Below are 21,174 nucleotides of genomic sequence, written 5' to 3'. Positions count from 1 at the left end.
GGGTCAGGTCCGGCGGACGATGATGGCCACCGTGTCGTCGGCGTAGGTGACGACCTCGTGCATCCGCCCCACCAGCTCGCGGGGCAGGACGGCGGCCGGCCGGGCGCGCAGCTCGCGGGCCAGCGGCAGCAGCCGGGCCTGGCCTTCGTCGATGTCCTTGCGGCTTTCCACCAGGCCGTCGGTGTAGAGCAGCAGGGTGTCGCCCGGCGCGAGGCCGGCTTCGACCAGCCGCGGGCTGCCGGGGTCGGGAAAGCCGATCCCGCGCCCGATGACGGGTGCGGGCAGCAGCCGCGCGTCGCCCTCCGCCGTCACCAGCAGCGGCTCCGGGTGGCTGCCGTTGGCCAGCCGCATACGGCCGGTCACCGGGTCGACGCGGGCGAGCAGGACCGTGGCCATCAGCCCGGGCTCGATCGCGGCGAGGGTGTGGGCGGCGTGGGCGATCAGGTCCGGGAACGGGTGCCCTTCCAGGGCGAGCGTCCGGATCGCGTGGGTGACGGTCAGGGCGTGCCGGGTCGAGGTGACGCCGTGGCCGACCGCGTCGACGAGCGTCACGTGCAGGTCGCCGCCGGGCAGGACGAACCAGTCGTAGAGGTCGCCGCCGGTCGGGGAGTCCTGGTCGGTGGGGGAGTAGTGGACGGCCAGTTCCAGACCGGGCACCACCGGTGCCGGCGGGCGCAGGGCGTCCTCCAGCTCGCGGAAGATGCGCGCGTGCGCGTGCCGCAGCTCCTCGTCGCGCTGTTCGAGGTCGATGTACATCGCGAGCACGCCGCTGTTGGTCTCGGCCAGCTCGTGCTTGAGGTCCCGCTGTTCCTGGGCCAGTGTGTCGGCGCGGGCGATCAGCGCGAGCAGCTCGGCGCGGGTCGCCGGTTCTTCCTCGAGGACGGCGGGCCCGGCCGCCGTCCGGCCGCCGGTGAGGTGCCAGGTGAGGGTGCCGTCGGCCCCGGCTTCGGGCAGCAGCGGCAGTTCGTTGCGCCGGCGCTGGCTCACGGCGTGGGCGAGCCGGACGGTGACGGCCAGCCGGTGGCCGTCGGCCGTCGTCGTCACGGCGACGGCTTCGCCCGAGGCCAAGGCGGGTTCGGCGAGCAGCGTCACGGCGAGCACCAGGCGTGCGCGCTCGTCGGCGGGAACGCCGGCTTCGCCGCAGGCGGTGCGCAGCCGCCGCCGGAGCCGGCTGAGGTCCTCGTGCATCAGGCGGGGCGCTCCGGATGCAGGGCGAGCAGGGCCGCGTCGTCGCGCGGGTTCCGGTACCGGTGGGCGACGTCCGCGGCGAACAGCAGCACGTCCGCCGGGCGGCCGGGACCCCGCCAGCCGCTGCCGACGCCGTCGGTGTGCAGCACGACGGCCTCGTCGCCGGCGAGCGCGAGCTGCCGGACCGGGGCCGCCGGCAGCGAAAACCCCACGATGCCGGGGGTGCTGAGCAGCAGCCGCGACGATCCGCCGACCGTCGCGCCGCTGACGTTGCCGACGCCGCAGAACTCGAGCCGGTGCGGTGCGACCCGCACCAGCGCGACCGCGGCGCCGCGGGTCGTGCGCAGCGCGCGGTGCATGTTCGTCAGCTGGTGGGGCAGCGGCCGGTCCGGGTTCTCGGTGAACACGCGCATCGCGGCGTCCGCGGCCTCGGCGGCGTCCGGGCCGTGGCCGAGCCCGTCGGCGACGCACGCGGTGCGGCTGCCGGTCACCTCGGCCAGCGCGATGGCGTCGCCGCAGAACTCCTCGCCTTCGCGCGGCAGCCGGAAGTGCCCGGCGGACCCGGAGAACGCGGGCCCCGCCGGGTCGAGGACGCGCGCCGCGGCGAGCGTCCCGGCCGTGGGCGAGGACGTGATCCGGAACCCGGTCGCCATCCGCTTCACCGCGCCCAGGCCGGTGCCCAGCGTGGCGGTGGTCGTGTTGCCGTCGACCAGCCAGTGGTCGAGGTCGGCCATGCCGGGGCCGTCGTCGGCGGCCAGCACGTCGACGCCGCGCCCGGTGAGCGACCGCTGGACGAACACCGCCCCGCCGCGGGTGTGCTTGTCGATGTTGCCGGCCAGCTCGGCGGCCACGACGGCGGCGCGTTCGGCCAGGACGTCGGGCAGTCCGGCGGCGTGCGCCGTCTCCCGCGCGACCCGGGCGGCGGCGTACGCGGCGCTGGGGTGGTCGACGCGGACGCGGTGGGTCGTCGCGGCGATCGTCGCGGTCACGGTTTCCAGCGCACGACGGTGACCGTGGTGCCGCGGCCGGGCGCGGTGTCGAGGTGGAAGTCGTCGACCAGGCGGCGGGTGCCGCCGAGGCCGTGGCCGAGTCCCGCGCCGGTGCTGAACCCGTCGGTGAGCGCCTGCTCGACGTCGGCGATGCCGGGACCCTCGTCGCGCACCTGCAGCCGCAGCCCGACGCGGCCACCCGCGTCGCGCACGACGCCGACGGTCATGGTGCCGCCACCCCCGTGGATGTAGGCGTTGCGGACGAGCTCGCTGGCCGCGGTGACGATCTTCGTCTGGTCGACGATCGAAAAGCCCGCGGCGACCGCCCCGGCCCGCACGGCGTGGCGGGCGGCGAGCAGGTCTTCTTCCACCCGCACCGGGTGGACCTCGTGCTCCTCGCCGATCCGCTCGTCAGGGCGCATGGGGCGCCTCTTCGGCGGCCTCGGCGGGCCGGCGCCAGCCCAGCAGTTCCATGGCCTGTTCGGCGTTGAGCGCGGTCGTGACACCGGTCAGCTGCAGCCCCAGCTCGGTCAGGGTGAGCGCGACGGCCGGTCGCATGCCCGCCACGACCATCCGCGCGCCGAGCAGTCGTCCGGTGCTCGCCAGCTGGATGAGCACGCGCGCGACGAACGAGTCGACGATCTCGAGCCGGGAGATGTCGATGATGACGCCGCGGATGCCCTCGTTCGCGATCCGCTCGGTCAGCTCGTCGGTGAACGCCAGCGCGGTCTTGTCGTCGAGGTCGCTCAGCAGCCCGCCGAGCAGGATGTCGCCGAGCCGGAGGATCGGCAGGCCGGCGCTCACCCGGTCACCCCGCCCGGGCCGGTGCCCTCGCCGATGAGCCGCATCGCGGCCGCCAGCGCGTCGGCGAGCGAGCCGCGCGTGACGATGTGCGACAGGTCGATGCCCAGCTGCGTGATGGTCTGCGCGATCGACGGCCGGATGCCGCTGATCACGCACTCCGCACCCATCAGCCGGACGGCGCTGACGGTCTGCAGCAGGTGCTGCGCCACCGCGGTGTCGACGGTGGGGACGCCGGTGATGTCGATGATCGCCACCCGCGCCTCGTTCGCCTGGATCGCCTCCAGCAGGCTGTTCATCACGACCTGGGTGCGGGCGCTGTCGAGGGTGCCGATCAGGGGCACCGCGAGGACGTGGCGCCACAGCCGCACGACCGGCGTGGACAGCTCGAGCACCTGGCTGTGCTGCTCGCGGATGATCCGTTCGCGGCCGCTCGCGTACACGGCGAAGGTCAGCACGCCCGCGCTGTCGAGCAGCTCGTTGACCAGCAGCGCCGCCCGGTAGCGCAGCGCGGAGTCCTCGGTGTGGCGCTCGATCGCGCTGAGCATCGTGCGCTTCAGCGCGAGCATCGCCATCGCCGTGGCCGACGGCTCGGCACCCACGCGGGCCCGGCGTTCCGACCACGACGTCAGCGCGTCGCGCACCGCCGGGTCCTGTTCGACGATCCGCGCCACCGGCAGCGAGCCGCCCACGGCGCCGCGCAGGGCTTCCAGCAGGCCGGCCGCCTCGCGCTGCAGCTCGCGGCCGGTCTCCGGGCCGGCGCCCGCCTGCTGCCCGGCCCAGTCGCGCACCAGGGTGGCCTGGTCTTCGGCGAGCATCCGCGCCAGTACGTCCCGGACCTGGCCGTCGTCCGTGCCCAGCACCGAACCCCTCCTCGAAATCCCGGGGCGCGCGCTGCTGTACGCCGGCCGACTGTTGTCATATAACAACAATTACGGGGACTATACAACGACGGGGTCAGGGCCTCCCGGCGGACTCGCCGTCCGCGAGAGCGCGGTACTCCCGCAGCCCCGCGGCCAGCGCCGCCCGGCCGGCGGGGCTCATCTTCGCCAGCAGCGCCTCGACGTTCTCCCGGCGCCGGGCCCGCAGCTCCCGCAGGTAGGCGCGGCCGCGGTCGGACAGCCGCAGGGTCAGCTCCCGCCTGCTGCGCGCGCTGGGCAGCCGTTCGAGGAAGCCCACCGCCTCCAGCCGGTCGCAGAGCCGGCTCACCAGCGGCGGCGTCGAGTCCAGCTGTTCGGCCAGTTGCCGCAGGTTGACGCCGTCGTGGTGGTCCAGCGCGACGACCGCGCGCAGCTGCGACGCCGACAACGGCCGCGGCGACACGTCCCGCCCGCGCTCGAACACCGCCTCGAACAGCTCCGCGAGGCTCACGAGCGGCGCCTCCCCGGCCGGGGCGAGGGCCTGCTCGCGGGATGGATCCACGGCCCCCATCGTGGCATCTCTATGCTGAACCGGCAGCACGGCTCACGCGATTCGCCGTGGACCGGCACGCCGGGACGGCGCAGACTCGTCTGACCGGCCGGCGCCGGCGTGCGCACGGTGATGGCGAGCAGGAGGCGGGCGTTGGACAGATCCCTGGCGGTGGAACGGCTTCTGCGTGACGTCCCACCGCACGACCTGCCGGCCGCGCTGCGCTCGGCGCTGAGCGAGCACTTCGGCGCGCGGGCGGTCGAGCTGCTCATGGCCGACTACGCGCTGACCGAGCTGTGCCGGGTCGGCCGGGAGCCCTACACCACCGAGCCGATCCCGGTGGCGGACACGGCACCGGGGGCCGCGTTCGTCGCGCAGACGGCGACGTTCGACTCCGGCGCCGACGGCGTCACGGGCTACCTGCCGGTCAGCGTCCGCGGCGACCGGCTCGGTGTCCTCGCCGTGACCCTGCCGGCGGAGCCGGAGCCGCCGGTGTGGGCCGAGCTGGAGCGGTTCGCCGAGGCGGTGGCGCACGAGCTGTTCGTCGCCGACCGCGACACCGACCTCTACATCCAGGCCCGGCGGTCGTCCCGGCTGACCCTGGCCGCGGAGATGCAGTGGCAGCTGCTGCCGGGCCGCGCCTGCACCCGCGCCGAGTTCGCGCTCGGCGGCCAGCTCGAACCGGCGTACGCGATCTACGGCGACTGCTTCGACTGGTCGGCGTCCGCGAGCAAGCTCGCCGTCACGCTGATCAACGGCATGGGGGAGGGCAGCGAAGCCGCGCTGCTGACCAACCTGGCGATCAACGCGCTGCGCAACGCCCGCCGCGCCGGGATCCCGCTCGACGCGCAGGCCGAACTGGCCGACCAGGCGGTCTACGCGCACTACCGCGGCGCCGAGCACGTGGCCGCGCTGCTGCTGGAGTTCGACCTCGCCACGGGCGCGGTGGTGGTGGTCGACGCCGGTTCCCCGCGGCTGTGGCGGCTGCGCGACGGCAAGGCCGAGCGGGTGTTCTTCGACGAGCAGCTCCCGCTGGGCACGTTCGACGGCACGATCTACGAATCCGAAGGCTTCCAGGCGGCCGAAGGCGACCGGTACGTGTTCGTGAGCGACGGCGTGTACAACGCGATCGGCCCGCACGGCGAGCACTACGGCGACCGCGAGCTGGCGGAAGCGGTCACGGCGACGGCCGACCTCCCGGCGGCGCACGTCCCGGGCGCGATGCTGCGCGAGCTGACCCGCCGCCGCCACGGCGGCCAGGCCGAGGACGACGCGATGGTGGTGTGCCTCGACTGGTTCGGGCCGGCTCCGCTGCCGGGCACGGCCCCGGCGGTGACAGTGCGCAGCGCGGACTGACGTCAGGCCTCTTCCCGGTGCGCGAGTGCGGCCCGCAGGACGGCGATTTCGGCGTGGGCGGCGGTCAGCTCGTCCTGCAGGCCGATGATCCGCGCGGCCGCGGCGAGGGTGTGGCCGTCGTCGAGCTGCTCGCGGACCCGGGTGACGAGCGTGAGCTGGCGGCGTGTGTAGCGGCGGTGCCCGCCGCCGGAGCGGTGCGGCCGGACCAGCCCGGCGGTGTCGAGGCTGCGCAGGAACGCTTCCTGGACTTCGAGCACGGCCGCGACCTGTCCGGTGGTGTAGGTGGGGTAGTCCTCGTCGTCCAGCTTGCTCACGTCCGCCACGGGCTCAGTTTATGGTGAGCCGGGGGTTGAAACAACTTGCAGTGGGTGCTATAGAAATAGTGAAGCGCAGGACATGACCTGGTGATATCGCGAGACGATCCGGGGAGTGGGAACGATGATCGTTCGTCCGGCAGGGGAGTTCGCCGACCTGGTGCTGGCGGACCCCGCGTGGCTCGAGGCGGAGTTCGACGCCATCGTGGCCGCGAACTTCGGCCCGCCGCCACCGCGGTTCCCCGCACCGCGCGCTTCCGGTTTCCCGCACCTTCCCGTCGGCCGCACCCGGTCGCGGCGGCCTCCGCGCGTCCGGGCGCCGGCCGGGAGGTGCCCGCGGCGGGAGCGGTCGCCGCCCGGAACAGCCGTGAAGTGCCGGTGGTGAACGAGAAAGGGGTGATGTGCTGACGGCTGCCGGGGATGCCCGCGGCACCGCGTGCGCCGCCTGCCCAGATCGCGGCCGGTGAGCGAGGAACGTCCCGGCCCCGCGCCTCCAGGCGCACCACCGCGGCGGCCACGCCCCGCGCCCGGCGCCGTCGAAGGGAGAGCCACCACGGACAACCGGTTCGACACGCAGTTCCTCCGCGCGGGGCACCGCGCCCCGCGCGGAGGACCGGCCCCGGTCAGCCGGTCTGCTCCCGGATCCAGTCCGCCACGACGTCGACCCGGGCGATCGTCTCCGCGCCCGGTCCCGGGCACGGTGGCCCGGTGTTCACGATGGCCACCAGGGTGGCGCTGCGGTCGCCGTCGTCCGAAACGAAGAACGGGCCGCCCGAATCCTCCGGGCAGGGCCCGTTGTCCACCGTGCGCGTGCCGACCGGCAGTGCCTCCAAAGTGGACTCCGCGATGCCGGACACCCGGAACCGGCCGCGTTTGAGGTGGTCGGACGGGCCGAGCACGGTCGCCGAATGCGAGCCCCAGCCCGCGAACTGCAGTTCTTCGCCGACCTTCGGGCGGGCCGAGGCCAGTGTCACCGGCGCGATGCCCGCGACCGGGGCGCTGAGCTTCGCCACCGCGAGGTCGTTGACCGGCGACTGGCGGACGTCGACGACGACGGCCGTGTGCCCGCCGGGGTCGCTGTCCTTGAGCCGCCCGACCGTCACCGTCATCGTGTACCGCGGCCGTCCGCCGATCCGGGCGTCCTTCAGGTCGTGGAAGCAGTGGCCGGCCGTGACGACCCACTGCGGCGCGACCAGCGAGCCGCTGCAGGCGCCGTCGCGCACGCCGCCTCCGGGGACCGGGATGTCGTCCGACGTCAGTTTCGCGTTGAACGGCAGGATCGGTGCGGGCGCCGGCGCCGGGCTCGGGGGAGCGGGCGCCGGGCCGCGGCCCAGCGCGGTGGTGTCCGGCAGGCCGTGCCCGCCGAGGGCCGCGGCGAGCGCGGGTCCGGCGGCCGGTGTGCCGATGGCGGCGTCCGCGAACGCGATACCGGCCCCCACCAGCACCGCGAGGGTCACGGCCCGCGCGCGGAAGCGGCGCCGTCGATCCGAAGTCGTCCTCACACCTTTAATGCACGGATGGGAGCCCGGAATGGTTGTGCGCGAAGCTCAGTTGCCCGCGGCGATCGCGGGCCACAGCACCGAAACGACCGCTTCGGGAATCCCGTCCCGCCCGTCACCGCGGTAGAACGCGGCGAAGTAGCTGCCGAAGCACAGCGTCGCGATGGTGTGCCTGTCGATGTCGTCCCGCACGGCGCCGCCGTCCTGCAACCGCGCCAGCACGTTCTCGACGAGCGTGACCCGAGGTTCGACGGCGTGCTCGCGGAGGATCCCGAGCAGCTCCGGCGTGCGGATGGCCTCGCCGGCGAAGTTGCCCATCAGGACCATGGCGTCCGGGTTGAAGTACGCCGGGTCCAGCCGCCGCACGGCTTCGGTGAACGCCTCGCGCGGGGCCAGGCCGGCCAGGTCGACGGAGTAGCTGTCCCGCTGCTTGCGGAAGCCGTAGTCCAGCGCGTCGACGACGAGGTCGAACTTCGTGCTCCACCGCCGGTACAGCGTCGGGCGGCTGACCTTGGCGTCCGCGGCGATGTCGCCGATGGTCATCAGCGAGTAGCCGTCCCGGACGAGCCGCTCGCGCGTGGCGAGGATGATCGCCTCGTCGAGCGCGGCGTCGCGGGGTCGCCCGCCGGGGCGCGGCGCGTCTGCTGCTGCCATGCCGGATACGTTACAACCTCTGGTCGTTAAGATACGCGCGAGCTGCCCCGGTCGCGTCGCGGGTCAGGGCCGCTGTCCGGCCTTGTCGACGAAGGTCTTCACCGTCACCGCGCTGTCCCGGGTGCCGAGGAACTGGTGGGTGGCGGCGTCGAAGACCAGCACGATCCCCTTGAATCCGGGCGGGTCGGCGGGGTTCGTCCACGTGATGCCCACCCCCGGGCGCCCCGCGCCGTCGGTGACGTGGTCGAGCGCCGTCAGCCCGGGTGCCTTCGCCGCCGCTTGGAAGAGGGCCGCGTAGGACGCGGGGGTGAGGGCCCGCTCGTCGGCGAGGGTCAGCACGTTCTTGCCCATCGAGTTGACGCTGTCCTTGCCGCCGGGGAGGGTGCGCAGGTAGGCCAGCATCGCGTCGGCCGTCGTCGGCAGGTCCGCGCGGTAGGCGGGGGAGGGCCGGCAGTCCTCCAGGGTGCCCTTCTTCTTCGGGTCGTACGGGCCGGAATAGGGGGCCTTGCCGTCGTGGCAGCCGGGCAGCTCGGTGTCCTTGCCCAGCAAGCCGTCGCGGGTGCCGTCGACCGACAGCCAGATCTCGCGGACGTGGTGGTCGGGGTACTCCGTCCGCACGTAGAGGAACTGGTCCGAGCGCGGGGCTTTCGACGGTTCCCGCAGCGCCGCGGCGGCGGCCTCGGTCAGCACCTTGACGGGGTCGGCGTGCGCGACGCCGGCGCCGATGCCCACCCGGTCGGCCGGGGCGAGCGCGACGACCGCGGTGATCGCCGCGGCCAGGCCGATCGTGGCACCGGCGGCCCAGAACCAGCGCCGGGACCGGGGGGCCCGTTCGGCGCGGGCGGCGGCCAGCAGCCGGTCCCGCGCGGGGGCGAGGCGTTCCGGCGGGGCGAAGCCGACGGCCCGCGCGCGCTCGCGGATCAGGTCGAGGTCATCCATGGCTGGCGGTCTCCTTCACGAGGTCCGGGGCGCCGAGTTCGGCGCGGACGCGGCCGCGGGCGCGGTTGAGCCGCGATTTGACGGTGCCGACGGGGATGGCGAGGGCTTCGGCGACCTCCTGGTAGCCCAGCCCTTCCGCGGCGACGAGCAGCAGGACGTCCCGCTCGCGCGGGCGCAGCTTGGCCAGCGCCCGGTCGAGGTCGGCGCCGAGGGCCTGGGCGGTGACCTGCTCGGCGACGCGGTCGGCGTGCCCGTCGTCGACGCCGGGTGGCCCGACGGCCTGGCGGAGCTTCAGCTCGCGCACCTCGGACCGCCACTGCCGCGAGACGAGGTTCGTGGCGATGCCGTAGAGCCACGGCCGGGCGTCCGGCCGGGAGAGGTCGAACTTCGCCCGCTTGCTGAACGCGATGAGGAACGTGTCCGCGAGGACGTCGTCGGCCGCGGTGGACCCGAGCCGCCGGACGAGGTAGCGGTGGATGTGCCCGGAGTGGCGGTCGAAGATGACCGCGAACAGGCTCGGTTCCGTCCGCGACCGCGCGATCACGCTCGCGTCGTCGCCATCGGTGTCTTCCGGGGTCATCGCCCGCCTTTCGCCGCGCCCGAGTGTCATCTGCTGTTCTCACCGGCCGGCGAGCGGGTTCCGGCGACGAAGGGGGAAGTGACACAGGTCACGCGAGGACGAACGCGACCCGATCCGGGAATAGCCCCGGGGTGGCCCGGTTGCACCAGGACGGACCCAGCGCAGCACCGCCCGAGCGGCGGGAACCCCCGAAGGAGCGGCCCGTGCCCGGGAAGTCCCTGCACTTCAACGCCTTCATCTGGCCGAACGGCTACCACGAGTCCGCGTGGCGGGTCGTCGAGGACGACGTCCGCGGCGTGCTCGGGCTGCCGTACTACGCGGACATCGCGCGGACCGCCGAGCGCGGCCTGATGGACTCGATCTTCCTCGCCGACAACATCGCCATCGCCGAGTACCGCGTCACGCACCTGCCGCAGACCCAGTTCGACCCGATCTCCGTGCTGTCGGCGCTGGCCGCGGTCACCGGGAAGATCGGCCTGATCGGCACCGGCTCGACGACCTACAACAAGCCGTGGGAGCTGGCCCGCCGCTTCGCGACGCTGGACCACCTCAGCGGCGGCCGCGCCGGCTGGAACATCGTCACCACCATCACCTCGCTGGCCGCGGCGAACTTCGGCGAGAAGGCCCACCCCGACCACGCCGACCGGTACGAGCGCGCCCACGAATTCGTCGACGTCGTCACCCGGGCCTGGGACAGCTGGGACGACGACGCGATCGTCGGCGACCGCGAAAACGGCGTGTGGGCCGACCGCGCGAAGCTGCACGCACCCCGCTTCCACGGCAGGTTCTACGACGTCGAGGGCGTGCTGCCGTTCCCGCGGTCGCCGCAGGGCCGCCCGGTGCTCGTCCAGGCGGGACAGTCGGCCGCCGGGATCGGGCTGGCCGCCCGGTACGCCGAGCTCGTGTTCTCCGGGCCGCCGTCGCTGGAGGCGGCGGTGAAGTTCCGTGCCGAGCTGGACGCCCAGGTCGTCGCGGCGGGCCGGGACCCCTCACGGGTGCGCGTCCTGCCCGCGCTGATGGTGACCCTGGGCGGCACCGAGGCCGAGGCGAAGGCCCGGGCCGAGCGGCTCGAGGAGCTGGCCAGCCCGGAGTTCCGCTGGCAGAACGCGCTGTACACCGCGGGCCTCGACCCGGACGCGTTCGACCCGGACGCGCCGCTGCCCGCCGAGCTGCGGGCCGAGGGCGGCTCGAGCCGCCTGCAGCAGCTGGCCGCGGCGGCGCGGGAGCGGCCCGAGGCGTCGCTGCGCGAGATCGCGCAGAAGGTGACCGGCGGAGCGGGGCAGGTCCACTTCGTGGGCACGCCCGAGCAGCTCGCCGACCACGTGCTCACCTGGCAGGACGCCGGCGCCGTCGACGGGTTCACCATCATGGGCTCGACGCTGCCCTACGAGCTGGCCGCGTTCGTCGACCACGTGGTGCCGATCCTGCAGGCCAAGGGCCGGTACCGGACCGAGTACACCGGCTCGACGCTGCGTGCGCACCTCGCCGGGTGATTCCCAGGATGTGGTTTCTGTCGGTGGGTCTCGTTAGGGTCCTGACCGTTCGATCGTGATTGAGGAGTGTGGGACGTGGGCTGGACCCGGAACATCCGAGTGGCCGCGCTGGTGGCGGTGGCCGCTCTGGGCCTGACGGCGTGCGGCGGCGGGGACGACAAGCCCGCCGCGGCGGGCAAGGGCGGGGCGCCGATCGTCGTCGCGTCCTTCAACTTCACCGACAGCCAGATCCTGGCGGAGATCTACGCGCAGGCCCTGGAGGCCAAGGGCTACCCGGTGACGCGGAAGCTGAACCTGGGCTCGCGGGAGCTGATCTACCCGTCGCTGAAGTCCGGTGAGCTGCAGTTCATCCCGGAGTACCAGGGCTCGGCCATCGCCGCCGGGTTCGGCAAGGACCCGGTGAAGGACGCGAAGGGCGAGCACGAGCAGCTGGCGAAGCTGCTCGAGCCCAGCGGCGTTTCGCTGCTGGACTACGCGGCGGCGGAAGACAAGAACACCTACATCGTGAAGGCCGACCTCGCGCAGTCGAAGGGCCTCGCGTCGATCGGCGACCTGAAGAAGCTCGACAAGGTCGTCCTGGCCGGTGGCCCGGAGTGCGAGAAGCGGCTCACCTGCTTCAAGGGCTTCACCGACGTCTACAAGCTGACGAACGCGACGTTCCAGACCGTCCAGGAGCTCGGGCCGCGCGTGCAGCAGCTCGACTCCGGTGGCGTCACGGTGATCCCGGTCGACTCGGTGAGCCCGCTGGCCGGCGACAAGAAGTACGTCGCGCTGAAGGACGACCTGTCCATGGTGCCGACCGAGAACGTGGTCCCGGCCGTCACCAAGAAGGTCCTCGACGAACGCGGCGCGGACTTCGCGGCCGCGGTCAACGCCGTGAGCGCGAAGCTCACCACGGAGGGGATGCGCGACCTGAACAAGCGCGTCGACTCCGACGGCGAGAAGGCCGCGGACGTGGCGAAGGACTGGCTGGCGCAGCAGGGCCTGGCCTGAGCCGGGGAGGACCTCAGCCGGGTGCCTGCCGGCTGAGGTCCTCCCACCGCGCGTACTGCTCCGTGCGCATGCGGACCAGCTCCTGGACCATGTCGAACGACGCGCTGCCCACGACCAGCCGCCGCGGCGGGTCGTCCTCGGCGGCGACCCGCAGCACGACCGGTGCGGCCGTCTCCGGTGCGGGCCCGGCGTCGTCGCCCCACATCTCTTCCAGTTCCTTGCGCAGCTCCTGGTAGGCGGGGTCGGGAGTCGTCGCGGTCGTGCCGCTCGTGAACAGCCCGGTCGCGTAGCCGCCCATCTGCAGGTTCGTCACGCGCACGCCGAACCGCTCGACCTCCATCGCGAGCGCGTCGGTCAAGGAGTCCAGCGCTGCCTTGCCGGCCGCGTAGAACCCGACCGACGCCATCCCGCCGCCACTGCCCATCGACGTCACCTGCAGCAGCCGTCCGCCGCCCTTGAGGTGGGGGAGCACGGCTTGGGCGATCCAGAGCGCGCCGAAGAAGTTGACGTCGAAGTGTGCCCGGACCTGCTCTTCGGTGGCTTCTTCGACCATCCCGTAGAGCATCACCCCGGCGTTGTTGACGACGACGTCCAGCCCACCGAAAACGGCGGCCGCCCGCTCCACCGCGTCGAACACGGCGGCGCGGTCGGTGACGTCCAGCGGGAGGTGCACCAGCCGGTCGTGGGTGAGCGTGCCTTCGGTGCGGGACGCGGTGACCACCCGGTGCCCGGCCTCCAGCGCGGCCTCGGCGATGGCCCGGCCCAGGCCGCGCGAGGCTCCGGTGATGAACCAGACCTGACCGTCGGTAGCCGTCATGGCCGTCCCCCTTCTGCTTCCGCGAGACGAGTCGTCTCGTCTTGTGCCGGCGAGTCTGCCTCGCCGGAGACGGCGTGTCAAGACGAAACGGTCCGTCTCGCGATGCGCTAGGATCCCGCCCGTGGCCACCAGAACGCCGGACGCCGCCCGGCGCAGCGAAAAGTCCCGGCGGGCGATCCTCGCGGCGACCCGGGAGCTGATCGTCGAGCTCGGCTACGCGAAGGTGTCGATCGACGCCATCGCCGCGCGCGCGGGCGTCGGCAAGCAGACGATCTACCGGTGGTGGCCGAACAAGGGCGCGGTGGTCTTCGACTCGGTCCTGGAGCTGAGCGCGGACCCCTCCGGCGCGGTCGCCGCGCTGCCCGACACCGGCGACCTCGAAGCCGACCTGCGGCTGGTCCTGCGCGCGACCGTCGCGGAGTTCGCCGACCCAGCGTTCGAGGCCCCGATCCGCGCGCTCAACACGGAAATCGCCCACGATCCGGAGCTGGCCGCGCTCTACCGCGAGCGGCTCGCCGCCCCCGTCGACGAAGCCAAGAAGGACCGGTTGCGCAGCGCCCAGCGGGCGGGCCAGCTCGCCGCCGGCGCCGACCTCGACCTGGTGCTGGAAGTGCTGTACGCGCCGCTGTACCAGCGGTGGCTGCTGCGCACCGGCCCGCTGACCGAAAGCTACGCGGACGCCTTGGTCGCGGCGACGCTGCGGGCGTTCCGCCCGTAGCCTTCGAGTGCCCTGATCAGCCCGCGCGGTACCGGCTCGCGAGTTCCGTGCGCTGGCCGCCGAACGCGGCCAGCTCGGCGTCGAACACCGCCTGCAGCAGGCCGGTGTCCTCGACGCCGGGCGCGCAGACGACCTCGCCCAGCTCCAGGCCGCGCAGCGACGCCGTGACGACGTCGGCCGCGCTCATCCGGGGGATCGCGCTGAGGTCGAGGCCCTGGCGCTCGTGGAACTCCGTCGCGACCACGCCGGGGCACACCACCTGCACCCGGACGCCGGTGCCTTCGAGTTCCGCGCCGAGCGTCTGGGACAGCGTGACCAAGTGGGCGAGCGAACCCGCGTAGACCGCACGCCGGGGCATCTGCGAGTGCGGAGCCGGGCCGCTGAAGGCGATCATGCCCGCGACGTTGACGATGGCGCCGCGGCCACGTTCCACCATGCCGCCCACGGCGGCGCGGGCCAGCATCGTCGGCGCGAGGACCTTCACCTTGACCAGCTCGCGGGCCTTGGCGGCGGGCAGCTCGGCCAGCGGCATGTAGTGCGCGACGCCGGCGTTGTTCACCAGCAGGTCGAGCGGTTCGGCGGCGGCGATCTCCGCGACGGCGTCGATGCCGTCGTCGGTCGAGAGGTCGGCGGCCACGGTCCGGACCTTGACACCGGTGTGGGCCGCGGCGAACTCGTCCAGCCGGTCCTGTCGCCTGCCGACGAGAACCAGGTCGTGGCCGTCGGCGGCGAGGCGGGCGGCGAAGGCCTGCCCGATGCCGGACGTGGCGCCGGTGACGAGGGCGAGCTTGCTCATGCGTGGGTGTCCTGTTCGATCGGGCTGACCAGGGTTGCGGAGGTCAGCAGGGCCAGCTTGTCCGCGGCGTCCGTGCCGGGATCGGGGTGGTAGACGGCGAGCACGAGCCCCGGGGCTTCGCTGACGAGTAACTTCTCCCGGTTCAGCACGAGCCGGCCGACGCGCGGGTGGTCGAAGCGCACGGTGGCACCGCGTCGGTTCGCGACGTCGTGGCGCGCCCACAGCTCCCGGAACCGCGGGCTGGCCAGCGAAAGCTCGCCGACGAGCGCGATGAACCGGGGATCACCGGTCTCGGTGCCGACCGACTGCCGGAACCCGGCGACCAGGTCCCGCGTGGCGAGCTCCCAGTCCGGGAAGAGCGCCTGCTCGGCGGGGTCGAGGAAGACGTCGCGCAGCCGGTTGGCCCCGGCGACGAGGCGTGGCGAGATCGCCGCGGCGAGCGGGTTGGCGGCCAGCACGTCGAGGTAGCGGCCCTCGACGAAGGCGGGCAGCGTCAGCGCCGCGAGGAACTTGACGATGCCCGGCGGAACGGTCTCCTTGCGCCGCCGCCGCGGCCGGCGGAGTTTCGCTCCGGTGAGGCTGACGAGGTAGGCGGTGGTGTCGTCGTCGAGCTGCAGCACCCGGGCCAGGGACTCGAGCACCGCCCGCGACGGGTTGCGGTCGCGACCCTGTTCCAGGCGCAGGTAGTAGTCGGCGCTGATGCCGGCGAGCATCGCGACCTCTTCGCGGCGCAGCCCCGGAACCCGCCGCACACCGGAGACGGGAAGGCCGGCCTCGGCGGGGGAGAGCAGCTCACGACGGGCGCGCAGGTGGTCGCCCAGCAGGTTCGGCTCGTCGGTCATGCTTCGACTGTAGGTCGCGCCGGGGGGCCGCGCCTGGCCCTGTCACTCCCAGGAACGCGGGGGCATCGGTCCACTGTGTACGAACAGCGGCGGGGCGCCGGCCTCGTCGTCGCGCCCAACCCGGCGCGAGCGAGGGCCTCCGCGCGCGGCTCAGCGGCCTACAGGTGAGCACCGCCGTCGCAAGCCGGCCTCCCGTAAGCGGCACCGGGCAAGGCGCTCATTCAGTCGCCATCCCGCTCGTCCACCCGCATCCGACGGTTCACCTCACCGAGCCCGTCGGCCAGCGCCGTCAACTGCTCCGGAGTCAGCACCTCCAGCAGCAACGACCGCACCAGCTCCCGATACCCCGCGGCCGCCCGCTCGAGCCGGGCCGCGCCCGGCTCCGTCAACACCGCCCACACCGCGCGGACGTCGCTCTCGCACGTCCGGCGCGTCACCAAACCCGCCTGCTCCAGCTGACCGACCTGATACGTCAACCCGCTCTTCGAATTCCCCACCGCGCACGCCAGCGAAGCCATCCTCAGCTCCCGCTCCGGCTCCGCGGCCAACCGGGCCAAGATCTCGTACTGCAGGTGGGACAACCCCGCGTCGCGCTTGAGGCGGCTGTCCATGCGCTGGTGCAGCAACACATACGTCGTGCGCAGCGCCGTCCACGCCCGGTTCTCCTCCGCGCTCAGCCCGCGACCCATGGCCCCAACCTACCGAACGTTCAAATTCGAACCCCCAGACCGACGCCAGTCAATAGCGGTCTGGCGCCGCCGGCCGCGCTCAGCGTCGTGACGCGGCGGTTGCCAGCTGCTCGGTGATCTGGTCGAGCAGCTCGGTCGCGGCCTGGTCGAGCGCGGCCAGGTCGGCCAGCGTCGTCTCTTCGGTCTTCACAGGTCTTCCTCGAAGGCTTCGTGGCGGGCGATGACGGCTTCGGCGAACGCGGTGTGCACGCGGAGGTACTCGTCGCGCCCCACCGCCGCGTCCGCCCACTCGTGCCAGCGGATGTGCGCTTCGGCGACGTCGATCTTCGCGGCCGCCGCCACCGTGGCGGGCGCGGTGCCGGCGAGGATCGCGTGGTGCATGAGGGATGGCGAGGACCGCCGGGCGAGCTCGGCCAGCGCGGCGAGGCGGCCGAGTTCGGTGAGCGCGTCGGAGGCGACCGGACGGCGGCGCGGCACGGGAACCGGGCGCGAGCTTTCGAGGCCGTCGGTCAGGACGCTGGTCATCAATCGACTCCTGGGCGGAAGCGGCGAAAAGACCTGAACGGCGGACGTTTACCCCGCTCACGCCGGGGTAAACGCCGCCGCCGGTGATCTCCGTCTCACCGCTTCGAGTGACCCGCTCGGCTCAGCCCGCGCGGACCTTGCCCCGGCACTGCGGGATCCGCTCCGGCCGCACGCTCTCCAGCGTCGGCGTCACCGGCGCGATCGTCCCGTCGTGCCGGAAGGTCAGCTTGTCGATCGTCGTCTCGCGGTGGGTGCCGTCGCCGCCCGGGATGCCGAACCGGTGGTAGGCGAGGTACCAGTCGTCGGTGCCCGGGACCCGCAGCATCGAGCTGTGCCCGGTGCCGAGGACACCGAGGTGCGCGTCCTTGCTCAGGATCAGCCCGTGGTTGGTGAACGGGCCCGTCGGCGACGGCGCCGTCGCGTAGCCGACGCGGTAGTCCTCGCTGCGGGTGTCGTCGATCGACCAGCTCAGGTAGTACGTCCCGTGCCGCTGGGCCATGAACAGGCCTTCGCGGAAGCCGTCGAGGCCGGTGAGCCGGGTGATCTTCGCCGGGTCGAACGAGACCATGTCGTCGTTCAGCGGCACCACGTAGGCGTTCCCGTTGCCCCAGTACAGGTACGGCTGCCCGCTCGCGTCGACGAACACCGCCGGGTCGATCGCCTGGCCGCCGTCGGGGTTGGCCGCGATCAGCGGCTTTCCGGAGTCGGCGAACGGGCCGGTCGGCGAGTCGCTCACCGCCACGCCGATCTTGGCTTCCGCGCAGAAGTAGAAGTAGTATTTGCCGTTCCGCTGGGCGATCGTCGGCGCCCAGGCGTTCTTGTCGGCCCAGGAGACGTCCGGTCCGAGGTCGAGGATCACCCCGTCGTTCGCCCAGTGCACCAGGTCCTTCGACGACCACGCCGAGAACTTCGTGCCGCTCCAGCCGTCGAAGCCGTCGGTCGTCGGGTACAGGTAGTACGTGTCGCCGAACGCGACGATGTTCGGGTCGGCGTTGTAGCCCGGCAGCACCGGGCTGCGCGTCTCGTGCGCCTCGACCGTCCACACGCGACGGTCGCCGCCCGCGCCGGTCACCGTGAACCGCCGGGGCCGGCTCAGGTCCACGGTCGGGGTGTCCGGATCGATCGTGGCGCCCGGGGCCAGCCCGAACTTCGCCGACAGCTTCCGCAGGTCCGTCCCGGGCCGCACCGGCAGCACGACCGTCGACGCGCCGGAGTCGACGACGGCCGGGGTCTTCAGCGACGCCAGCTCCACCGACCGGATCATCGTGCTGGTGGACGGCAGCGCCGAGACCTCGAGCCCCGACAGGGCGCGGTTGTAGAGCCGCACGTCCTTCATCCTGCCGCGGAAGTACTTGTCGGCCGCGTACACCGACCGGCCCAGGTAGTTGGCCGCCGTGACCCCGCCCCCGAGGTCGGCCGGCTTGATCGTGGCGTTCGCGTCGCGCCCCACTTCGACGCCGTCGAGGTAGAGCACCGCCACGCCGTCGCCGATGGTCAGCGTCAGGTTCTTCCAGACCCCGCGCGGCAGCCCGCCGCTCGCCGCCACCTGCTGCTCGGTCGTCCAGTTCCCGGTCGCGATCGCGCCGCGCAGCCCGCCGCCCGCGGTGCCGCCGGTGGTGAACAGGTAGCCGTCGCCGGTGCCGTCCTTCGCGGTGTTGCCCAGACCCCACAGGAAGTACGGCGTCTGCTGGGCCGGGTCGACCAGGACGTCGGCCGACACCGTCGCCGCGGCCGCGCCGGTCAGCAGGTTGTTCGGCAGCTGGACGTGGCCGTTCGTGCCGCCGAAGCCCAGCGAGCCGCCGGCCCAGGAGACGTCCCCGGCGAGGGCGCCGTCGTAGCCGTGGCCGGTCGTGTCGGCCGCGACCTGCCCCGACTTCGCGTCGAGCGGCCAGTGCGCGACCAAGCCGTCGGCGTCCGCGCGGACCGGCGCCGGGGGAGCGCTCAGCCGGTCCATCTCCGCCTGGGTGACCGGCAGGACGGTGCCGTGCCTCGGCGACGCGGGCAGGTGCGCCCCGGCGGACATCGTCCACTTGCCGGAATTCAGGTCGGTGGACTCGAACGGGACGTAGCCCCGGCCGCCGAACTCGTCGATGAACAGGTACCACTTGTCCTCGGTGTTGGACTTGAACCCGGTGGGCCCCTCGCCCGCGGAGAGACCGGGACTCGTCGCGGTCGCCTTGCCGATGCAGTCGGCGACGAAGCCGTAGTGCGGGGCGAGCAGGTCGGTGGACTTCTCCTCGGTGATGAACTTGCTGCACGGCGTCGACGAGGTGGTGGTGCGCTCGTCCTTGGTGAAGCGGTAGTAGGTGCCCTGGTGCTCGATGACGGTCGAGTCGATCACCGAGTAGCCCGGGTCGTTCCACACCTGCGGCGCGGTGAAGGTCACGAAGTCGCGCGTGGTCGCGTACATCATGCGGTTGTAGCTGTCCCCGGTGTGGTCCGGGTCGCTGCCGGCGTAGAGCTTCGAAGCCCAGTAGACGACGTAGGTTCCGCGCCGGGCGTCCCAGAAGGCTTCCGGGGCCCAGGTGTTGCCGGCGGTCGGCGGGGAGACCTGGACGCTGCGCTGGCGCGACCAGTGCGCCAGGTCGGTGGACTCCCAGACCATGATCGACCGGCTGCCGGTGCGCTGGGCGGCGTCCCAGCCGCGGCCGGCGTAGATCCGCAGGTCGGTGGCGAGCAGGTAGAACTTGTCGCCGTCGGGGGAGCGCAGGATGAACGGGTCGCGCACGCCGAGTTCGCCGAGGCTGGACTTCAGCACCGGACGGCCGTGGTTCAGCTCGGTCCAGTTCAGCGGGTCGTTGCCCTTGCTGAGCGCCGAGTAGATCTGCTCGCCGTCGGAGGTGCCTTCCCCGGTGAAGTAGAAGAAGCTGTAGCCCGCCAAGGGTTCCTGCTTCGGCTTCGGGACGACGGTGGCGGTGAACCGCCGCGTCGTGCTCTCGCGGCCGAGGCTCACTTTCGCGGTCAGGACGACGCTCGCGGGCCGGCCGCCGGCCGGCGGCCGGGTGACCTCGCCGGTCGGGGTGATGACGGCGGGCGCGGACGACGTCCACGCGACGCTGGTGCCGTTCGCGCCGCTCGTCGGCAGGGTGAGATTGCCGCGGACGTCGTCGATGCCGGGCACCGACAGGGTGCTCGCGGCGGTGCGGACTCCGCCGGTCGGGGGCGCGGCGCCGGCACCGGCGGTGCCCAGCGGGACGAGTGCGGCCGCGACGGCCAGCACGACGCCGAAACGGCGCGGGGAGAACAACTTCATCGTTGTCGGTTCCTTCGGGGCGCGTCGGGACCAGGCGATGTTAACGTTAACATCGGGCGGGGCACGCTGACCTTAGAGTCCGTCGTGTCCGCTGGTCAAGAGGCCGCCCGAGGACCGGCGCCGGTCAGCCGGGATCCGCGAGCCGTTCCAGCACCGCGAGAAGCTTGTTCGGGCCGAGGGGCGCGCGGGCTTCGCCGGTGAACGCCGGCGGCAGTGCGGTGAGCGGTCCGGGCCGGGTGGCGGTGGCGCCGGAACGACTGATGCCGCGGCGTCCCGGCCGGGGCACCGCGGCATCCTTTGTGGACGGTCGGGTCAGCGGGGCGTGGCGGACGTCCCGGCCGGCGTTCGCGAGGCCTGTCGCGCCCGCTTCCGCTGGATGGCTTCCTGTTCGCGCTGCAGTTTGGCGTGCCAGGCTCCTGAGTCGTTGGTCATGGTGCACTCCGGTGGGCGAAAATGTGCGTGGCTGTGCCGTGCCGCGGGCGGACCCGGTCACGGGCGGAGGGGCGGCCCGGCGGAGGAGGACCTGGGATCCGGTGCCGGTGCCGTGTCCCCGAAGTACCCAGGCTTCGCGCACGTCAACCACGATTTTGTGGTCCGACCTGCGGATCTTCGGTCTGCGACCGGGCTTCACACGTTCGGCGCAACGGGTGCTCCGGCCGGGCTAGGCGTTCTCCGCGCCCGGCTCACGCGCGGCCGCCAGGCCATCGAGGAACACCCGCACCAGGCGCTCGGCCTGCTCCGCGGGCTCCCGCGCGCACAGTCCCGACCCCAGCGCCGCCTCGTGCATCTCGAACAGCAGCGCCAGATCCGCCGGCTCCAGGTCCGCGCGCACGCTGCCCGCGCGCTGCGCCTCCTCGAAAGCCGGGCGCAGCAACGAAACCAGCGTGTGGGCGTACTGGCGCTGGCTGCGCTCCGGCAGCTCGCGGAACAGCCGGACGAGCGGGCGCCGCCGGGCCTGCACGGCCAGTACCGTCCGCAGCAGCTCGCGGAACGGCTCCGGGCCCCGCGCGAGCTTCTTCAGCGCCGCCAGGTGATGGGCCGCGACGGCGAGGGCCAGTGCCGTGCGGTCGGGGAAGTGCCGGTAGACCGTCGCCCGGCCGAGCCCGGCGCGGCGGGCGACCTCGTCCAGCGCGACGTCGGCGTCTTCGCTGAACGCCTCGTCGGCGGCGCGGAGGATCGCCTCGCGGTTGCGGCGGGCGTCGACGCGCCGGGGCACGGCCGCGGACGGTCGCACAGCGCGCATGGGCCCGCACATTACTCGCGAGTAGTGAGACCGGCAATCGGTTCCATCTCTCGGTTCGGGTTCCTAGGGTCACCG

Annotated in this window: 24 protein-coding genes; 5 read left to right on the top strand and 19 right to left on the bottom strand. The window is 73.1% G+C overall.

What is annotated here, in order from left to right:
* Positions 1 to 3: 3 nt before the first annotated feature.
* From ACWEVP_RS27250 to ACWEVP_RS27225, 6 genes are all read right to left on the bottom strand, one after another.
* The gene (locus ACWEVP_RS27250) at positions 4 to 1,188 is read right to left on the bottom strand and encodes a PP2C family protein-serine/threonine phosphatase (protein ID WP_452065392.1); all 1,185 of its coding nucleotides are present in this window, start codon (positions 1,186 to 1,188) and stop codon (positions 4 to 6) included.
* Positions 1,188 to 2,177, bottom strand: coding sequence for an ATP-binding protein (locus ACWEVP_RS27245; RefSeq protein ID WP_452065391.1), 990 nt, complete (start codon positions 2,175 to 2,177; stop codon positions 1,188 to 1,190). Before ACWEVP_RS27245 ends, ACWEVP_RS27250 begins: the two co-directional genes overlap by 1 nt.
* Positions 2,174 to 2,599, bottom strand: coding sequence for an ATP-binding protein (locus tag ACWEVP_RS27240; protein ID WP_452065390.1), 426 nt, complete (start codon positions 2,597 to 2,599; stop codon positions 2,174 to 2,176). The genes ACWEVP_RS27245 and ACWEVP_RS27240 overlap by 4 nt, the downstream gene beginning before the upstream one ends.
* Positions 2,589 to 2,981: an STAS domain-containing protein gene (locus ACWEVP_RS27235; RefSeq protein WP_452065389.1), complete on the bottom strand. Its 393-nt coding sequence runs from the start codon at positions 2,979 to 2,981 to the stop codon at positions 2,589 to 2,591. The genes ACWEVP_RS27240 and ACWEVP_RS27235 overlap by 11 nt, the downstream gene beginning before the upstream one ends.
* Positions 2,978 to 3,841: an STAS domain-containing protein gene (locus ACWEVP_RS27230; RefSeq protein ID WP_452065388.1), complete on the bottom strand. Its 864-nt coding sequence runs from the start codon at positions 3,839 to 3,841 to the stop codon at positions 2,978 to 2,980. Before ACWEVP_RS27230 ends, ACWEVP_RS27235 begins: the two co-directional genes overlap by 4 nt.
* A gap of 94 nt (positions 3,842 to 3,935) precedes the next feature.
* Positions 3,936 to 4,409: a MarR family transcriptional regulator gene (locus tag ACWEVP_RS27225; RefSeq protein ID WP_452065387.1), complete on the bottom strand. Its 474-nt coding sequence runs from the start codon at positions 4,407 to 4,409 to the stop codon at positions 3,936 to 3,938.
* Positions 4,410 to 4,541: 132 nt separating this feature from the next.
* On the opposite strand from ACWEVP_RS27225, the gene ACWEVP_RS27220 reads away from it, so the two are divergent.
* A complete protein-coding gene (locus ACWEVP_RS27220) occupies positions 4,542 to 5,744 on the top strand; it encodes a PP2C family protein-serine/threonine phosphatase (RefSeq protein WP_452065386.1) in 1,203 nt (400 codons plus the stop codon).
* A 2-nt stretch (positions 5,745 to 5,746) separates the two neighbouring features.
* Here ACWEVP_RS27220 and ACWEVP_RS27215 read toward each other — a convergent pair whose 3' ends face one another.
* Positions 5,747 to 6,067, bottom strand: coding sequence for a MerR family transcriptional regulator (locus tag ACWEVP_RS27215; protein ID WP_452065385.1), 321 nt, complete (start codon positions 6,065 to 6,067; stop codon positions 5,747 to 5,749).
* 115 nt (positions 6,068 to 6,182) lie between these two features.
* Between ACWEVP_RS27215 and ACWEVP_RS27210 the strand changes: the two genes are divergently transcribed.
* Complete coding sequence (locus tag ACWEVP_RS27210) at positions 6,183 to 6,443, top strand: hypothetical protein (protein ID WP_452065384.1); 261 nt, start codon at positions 6,183 to 6,185, stop codon at positions 6,441 to 6,443.
* Between the two features lie 238 nt (positions 6,444 to 6,681).
* Here the strand turns inward: ACWEVP_RS27210 and ACWEVP_RS27205 are convergent, their stop codons facing one another.
* From ACWEVP_RS27205 to ACWEVP_RS27190, 4 genes are all read right to left on the bottom strand, one after another.
* Positions 6,682 to 7,560: a S1 family peptidase gene (locus ACWEVP_RS27205; RefSeq protein ID WP_452065383.1), complete on the bottom strand. Its 879-nt coding sequence runs from the start codon at positions 7,558 to 7,560 to the stop codon at positions 6,682 to 6,684.
* A 45-nt stretch (positions 7,561 to 7,605) separates the two neighbouring features.
* Positions 7,606 to 8,211 carry a TetR/AcrR family transcriptional regulator gene (locus ACWEVP_RS27200; protein WP_452065382.1) on the bottom strand — a complete coding sequence of 202 codons (606 nt, stop codon included), beginning with the start codon at positions 8,209 to 8,211 and terminating at the stop codon, positions 7,606 to 7,608.
* Between the two features lie 63 nt (positions 8,212 to 8,274).
* Entirely contained in the window at positions 8,275 to 9,150 is an 876-nt protein-coding gene (locus tag ACWEVP_RS27195) for a CU044_5270 family protein (RefSeq protein WP_452065381.1), read from the bottom strand.
* Positions 9,143 to 9,730 carry an RNA polymerase sigma factor gene (locus ACWEVP_RS27190; RefSeq protein WP_452065380.1) on the bottom strand — a complete coding sequence of 196 codons (588 nt, stop codon included), beginning with the start codon at positions 9,728 to 9,730 and terminating at the stop codon, positions 9,143 to 9,145. Before ACWEVP_RS27190 ends, ACWEVP_RS27195 begins: the two co-directional genes overlap by 8 nt.
* Positions 9,731 to 9,933: 203 nt before the next feature.
* Here ACWEVP_RS27190 and ACWEVP_RS27185 point away from each other — a divergent pair, with 203 nt between their 5' ends.
* Both ACWEVP_RS27185 and ACWEVP_RS27180 read left to right on the top strand, forming a co-directional pair.
* The gene (locus ACWEVP_RS27185; RefSeq protein ID WP_452065379.1) at positions 9,934 to 11,223 is read left to right on the top strand and encodes an NtaA/DmoA family FMN-dependent monooxygenase; all 1,290 of its coding nucleotides are present in this window, start codon (positions 9,934 to 9,936) and stop codon (positions 11,221 to 11,223) included.
* A gap of 75 nt (positions 11,224 to 11,298) precedes the next feature.
* Positions 11,299 to 12,216, top strand: a complete 918-nt coding sequence (locus tag ACWEVP_RS27180; protein ID WP_452065378.1) for an ABC transporter substrate-binding protein — start codon at positions 11,299 to 11,301, stop codon at positions 12,214 to 12,216.
* A gap of 13 nt (positions 12,217 to 12,229) precedes the next feature.
* Here the strand turns inward: ACWEVP_RS27180 and ACWEVP_RS27175 are convergent, their stop codons facing one another.
* Positions 12,230 to 13,033 (bottom strand): SDR family NAD(P)-dependent oxidoreductase, encoded by an 804-nt coding sequence (locus tag ACWEVP_RS27175; protein WP_452065377.1) that lies wholly within the window; start codon positions 13,031 to 13,033, stop codon positions 12,230 to 12,232.
* Between the two features lie 121 nt (positions 13,034 to 13,154).
* Here ACWEVP_RS27175 and ACWEVP_RS27170 point away from each other — a divergent pair, with 121 nt between their 5' ends.
* On the top strand, positions 13,155 to 13,751 hold the full coding sequence (locus ACWEVP_RS27170) for a TetR/AcrR family transcriptional regulator (RefSeq protein ID WP_452065376.1): 597 nt from the start codon (positions 13,155 to 13,157) through the stop codon (positions 13,749 to 13,751).
* A gap of 16 nt (positions 13,752 to 13,767) precedes the next feature.
* Here the strand turns inward: ACWEVP_RS27170 and ACWEVP_RS27165 are convergent, their stop codons facing one another.
* The 7 genes from ACWEVP_RS27165 to ACWEVP_RS27135 all read right to left on the bottom strand — a co-directional run bounded on the left by ACWEVP_RS27165 (position 13,768) and on the right by ACWEVP_RS27135 (position 21,099).
* Entirely contained in the window at positions 13,768 to 14,547 is a 780-nt protein-coding gene (locus ACWEVP_RS27165) for an SDR family NAD(P)-dependent oxidoreductase (RefSeq protein WP_452065375.1), read from the bottom strand.
* The gene (locus tag ACWEVP_RS27160) at positions 14,544 to 15,389 is read right to left on the bottom strand and encodes a helix-turn-helix domain-containing protein (protein WP_452065374.1); all 846 of its coding nucleotides are present in this window, start codon (positions 15,387 to 15,389) and stop codon (positions 14,544 to 14,546) included. Before ACWEVP_RS27160 ends, ACWEVP_RS27165 begins: the two co-directional genes overlap by 4 nt.
* Before the next feature lie 221 nt (positions 15,390 to 15,610).
* Positions 15,611 to 16,078, bottom strand: a complete 468-nt coding sequence (locus ACWEVP_RS27155) for a MarR family winged helix-turn-helix transcriptional regulator (protein WP_452065373.1) — start codon at positions 16,076 to 16,078, stop codon at positions 15,611 to 15,613.
* A gap of 186 nt (positions 16,079 to 16,264) precedes the next feature.
* Entirely contained in the window at positions 16,265 to 16,603 is a 339-nt protein-coding gene (locus tag ACWEVP_RS27150; RefSeq protein ID WP_364454109.1) for a hypothetical protein, read from the bottom strand.
* Positions 16,604 to 16,724: 121 nt separating this feature from the next.
* Positions 16,725 to 19,856: a family 43 glycosylhydrolase gene (locus ACWEVP_RS27145; RefSeq protein ID WP_452065372.1), complete on the bottom strand. Its 3,132-nt coding sequence runs from the start codon at positions 19,854 to 19,856 to the stop codon at positions 16,725 to 16,727.
* A gap of 124 nt (positions 19,857 to 19,980) precedes the next feature.
* On the bottom strand, positions 19,981 to 20,142 hold the full coding sequence (locus tag ACWEVP_RS27140) for a hypothetical protein (RefSeq protein WP_452065371.1): 162 nt from the start codon (positions 20,140 to 20,142) through the stop codon (positions 19,981 to 19,983).
* 375 nt (positions 20,143 to 20,517) lie between these two features.
* Positions 20,518 to 21,099, bottom strand: coding sequence for a TetR/AcrR family transcriptional regulator (locus ACWEVP_RS27135; RefSeq protein WP_452065370.1), 582 nt, complete (start codon positions 21,097 to 21,099; stop codon positions 20,518 to 20,520).
* Positions 21,100 to 21,174 lie beyond the last annotated feature (75 nt).

The sequence above is a fragment of the Amycolatopsis sp. NPDC003865 genome (genome assembly GCF_053605345.1).
Note: the sequence above shows the minus strand (reverse complement) of the source record. Positions and strands in the feature narration are given on the sequence as shown.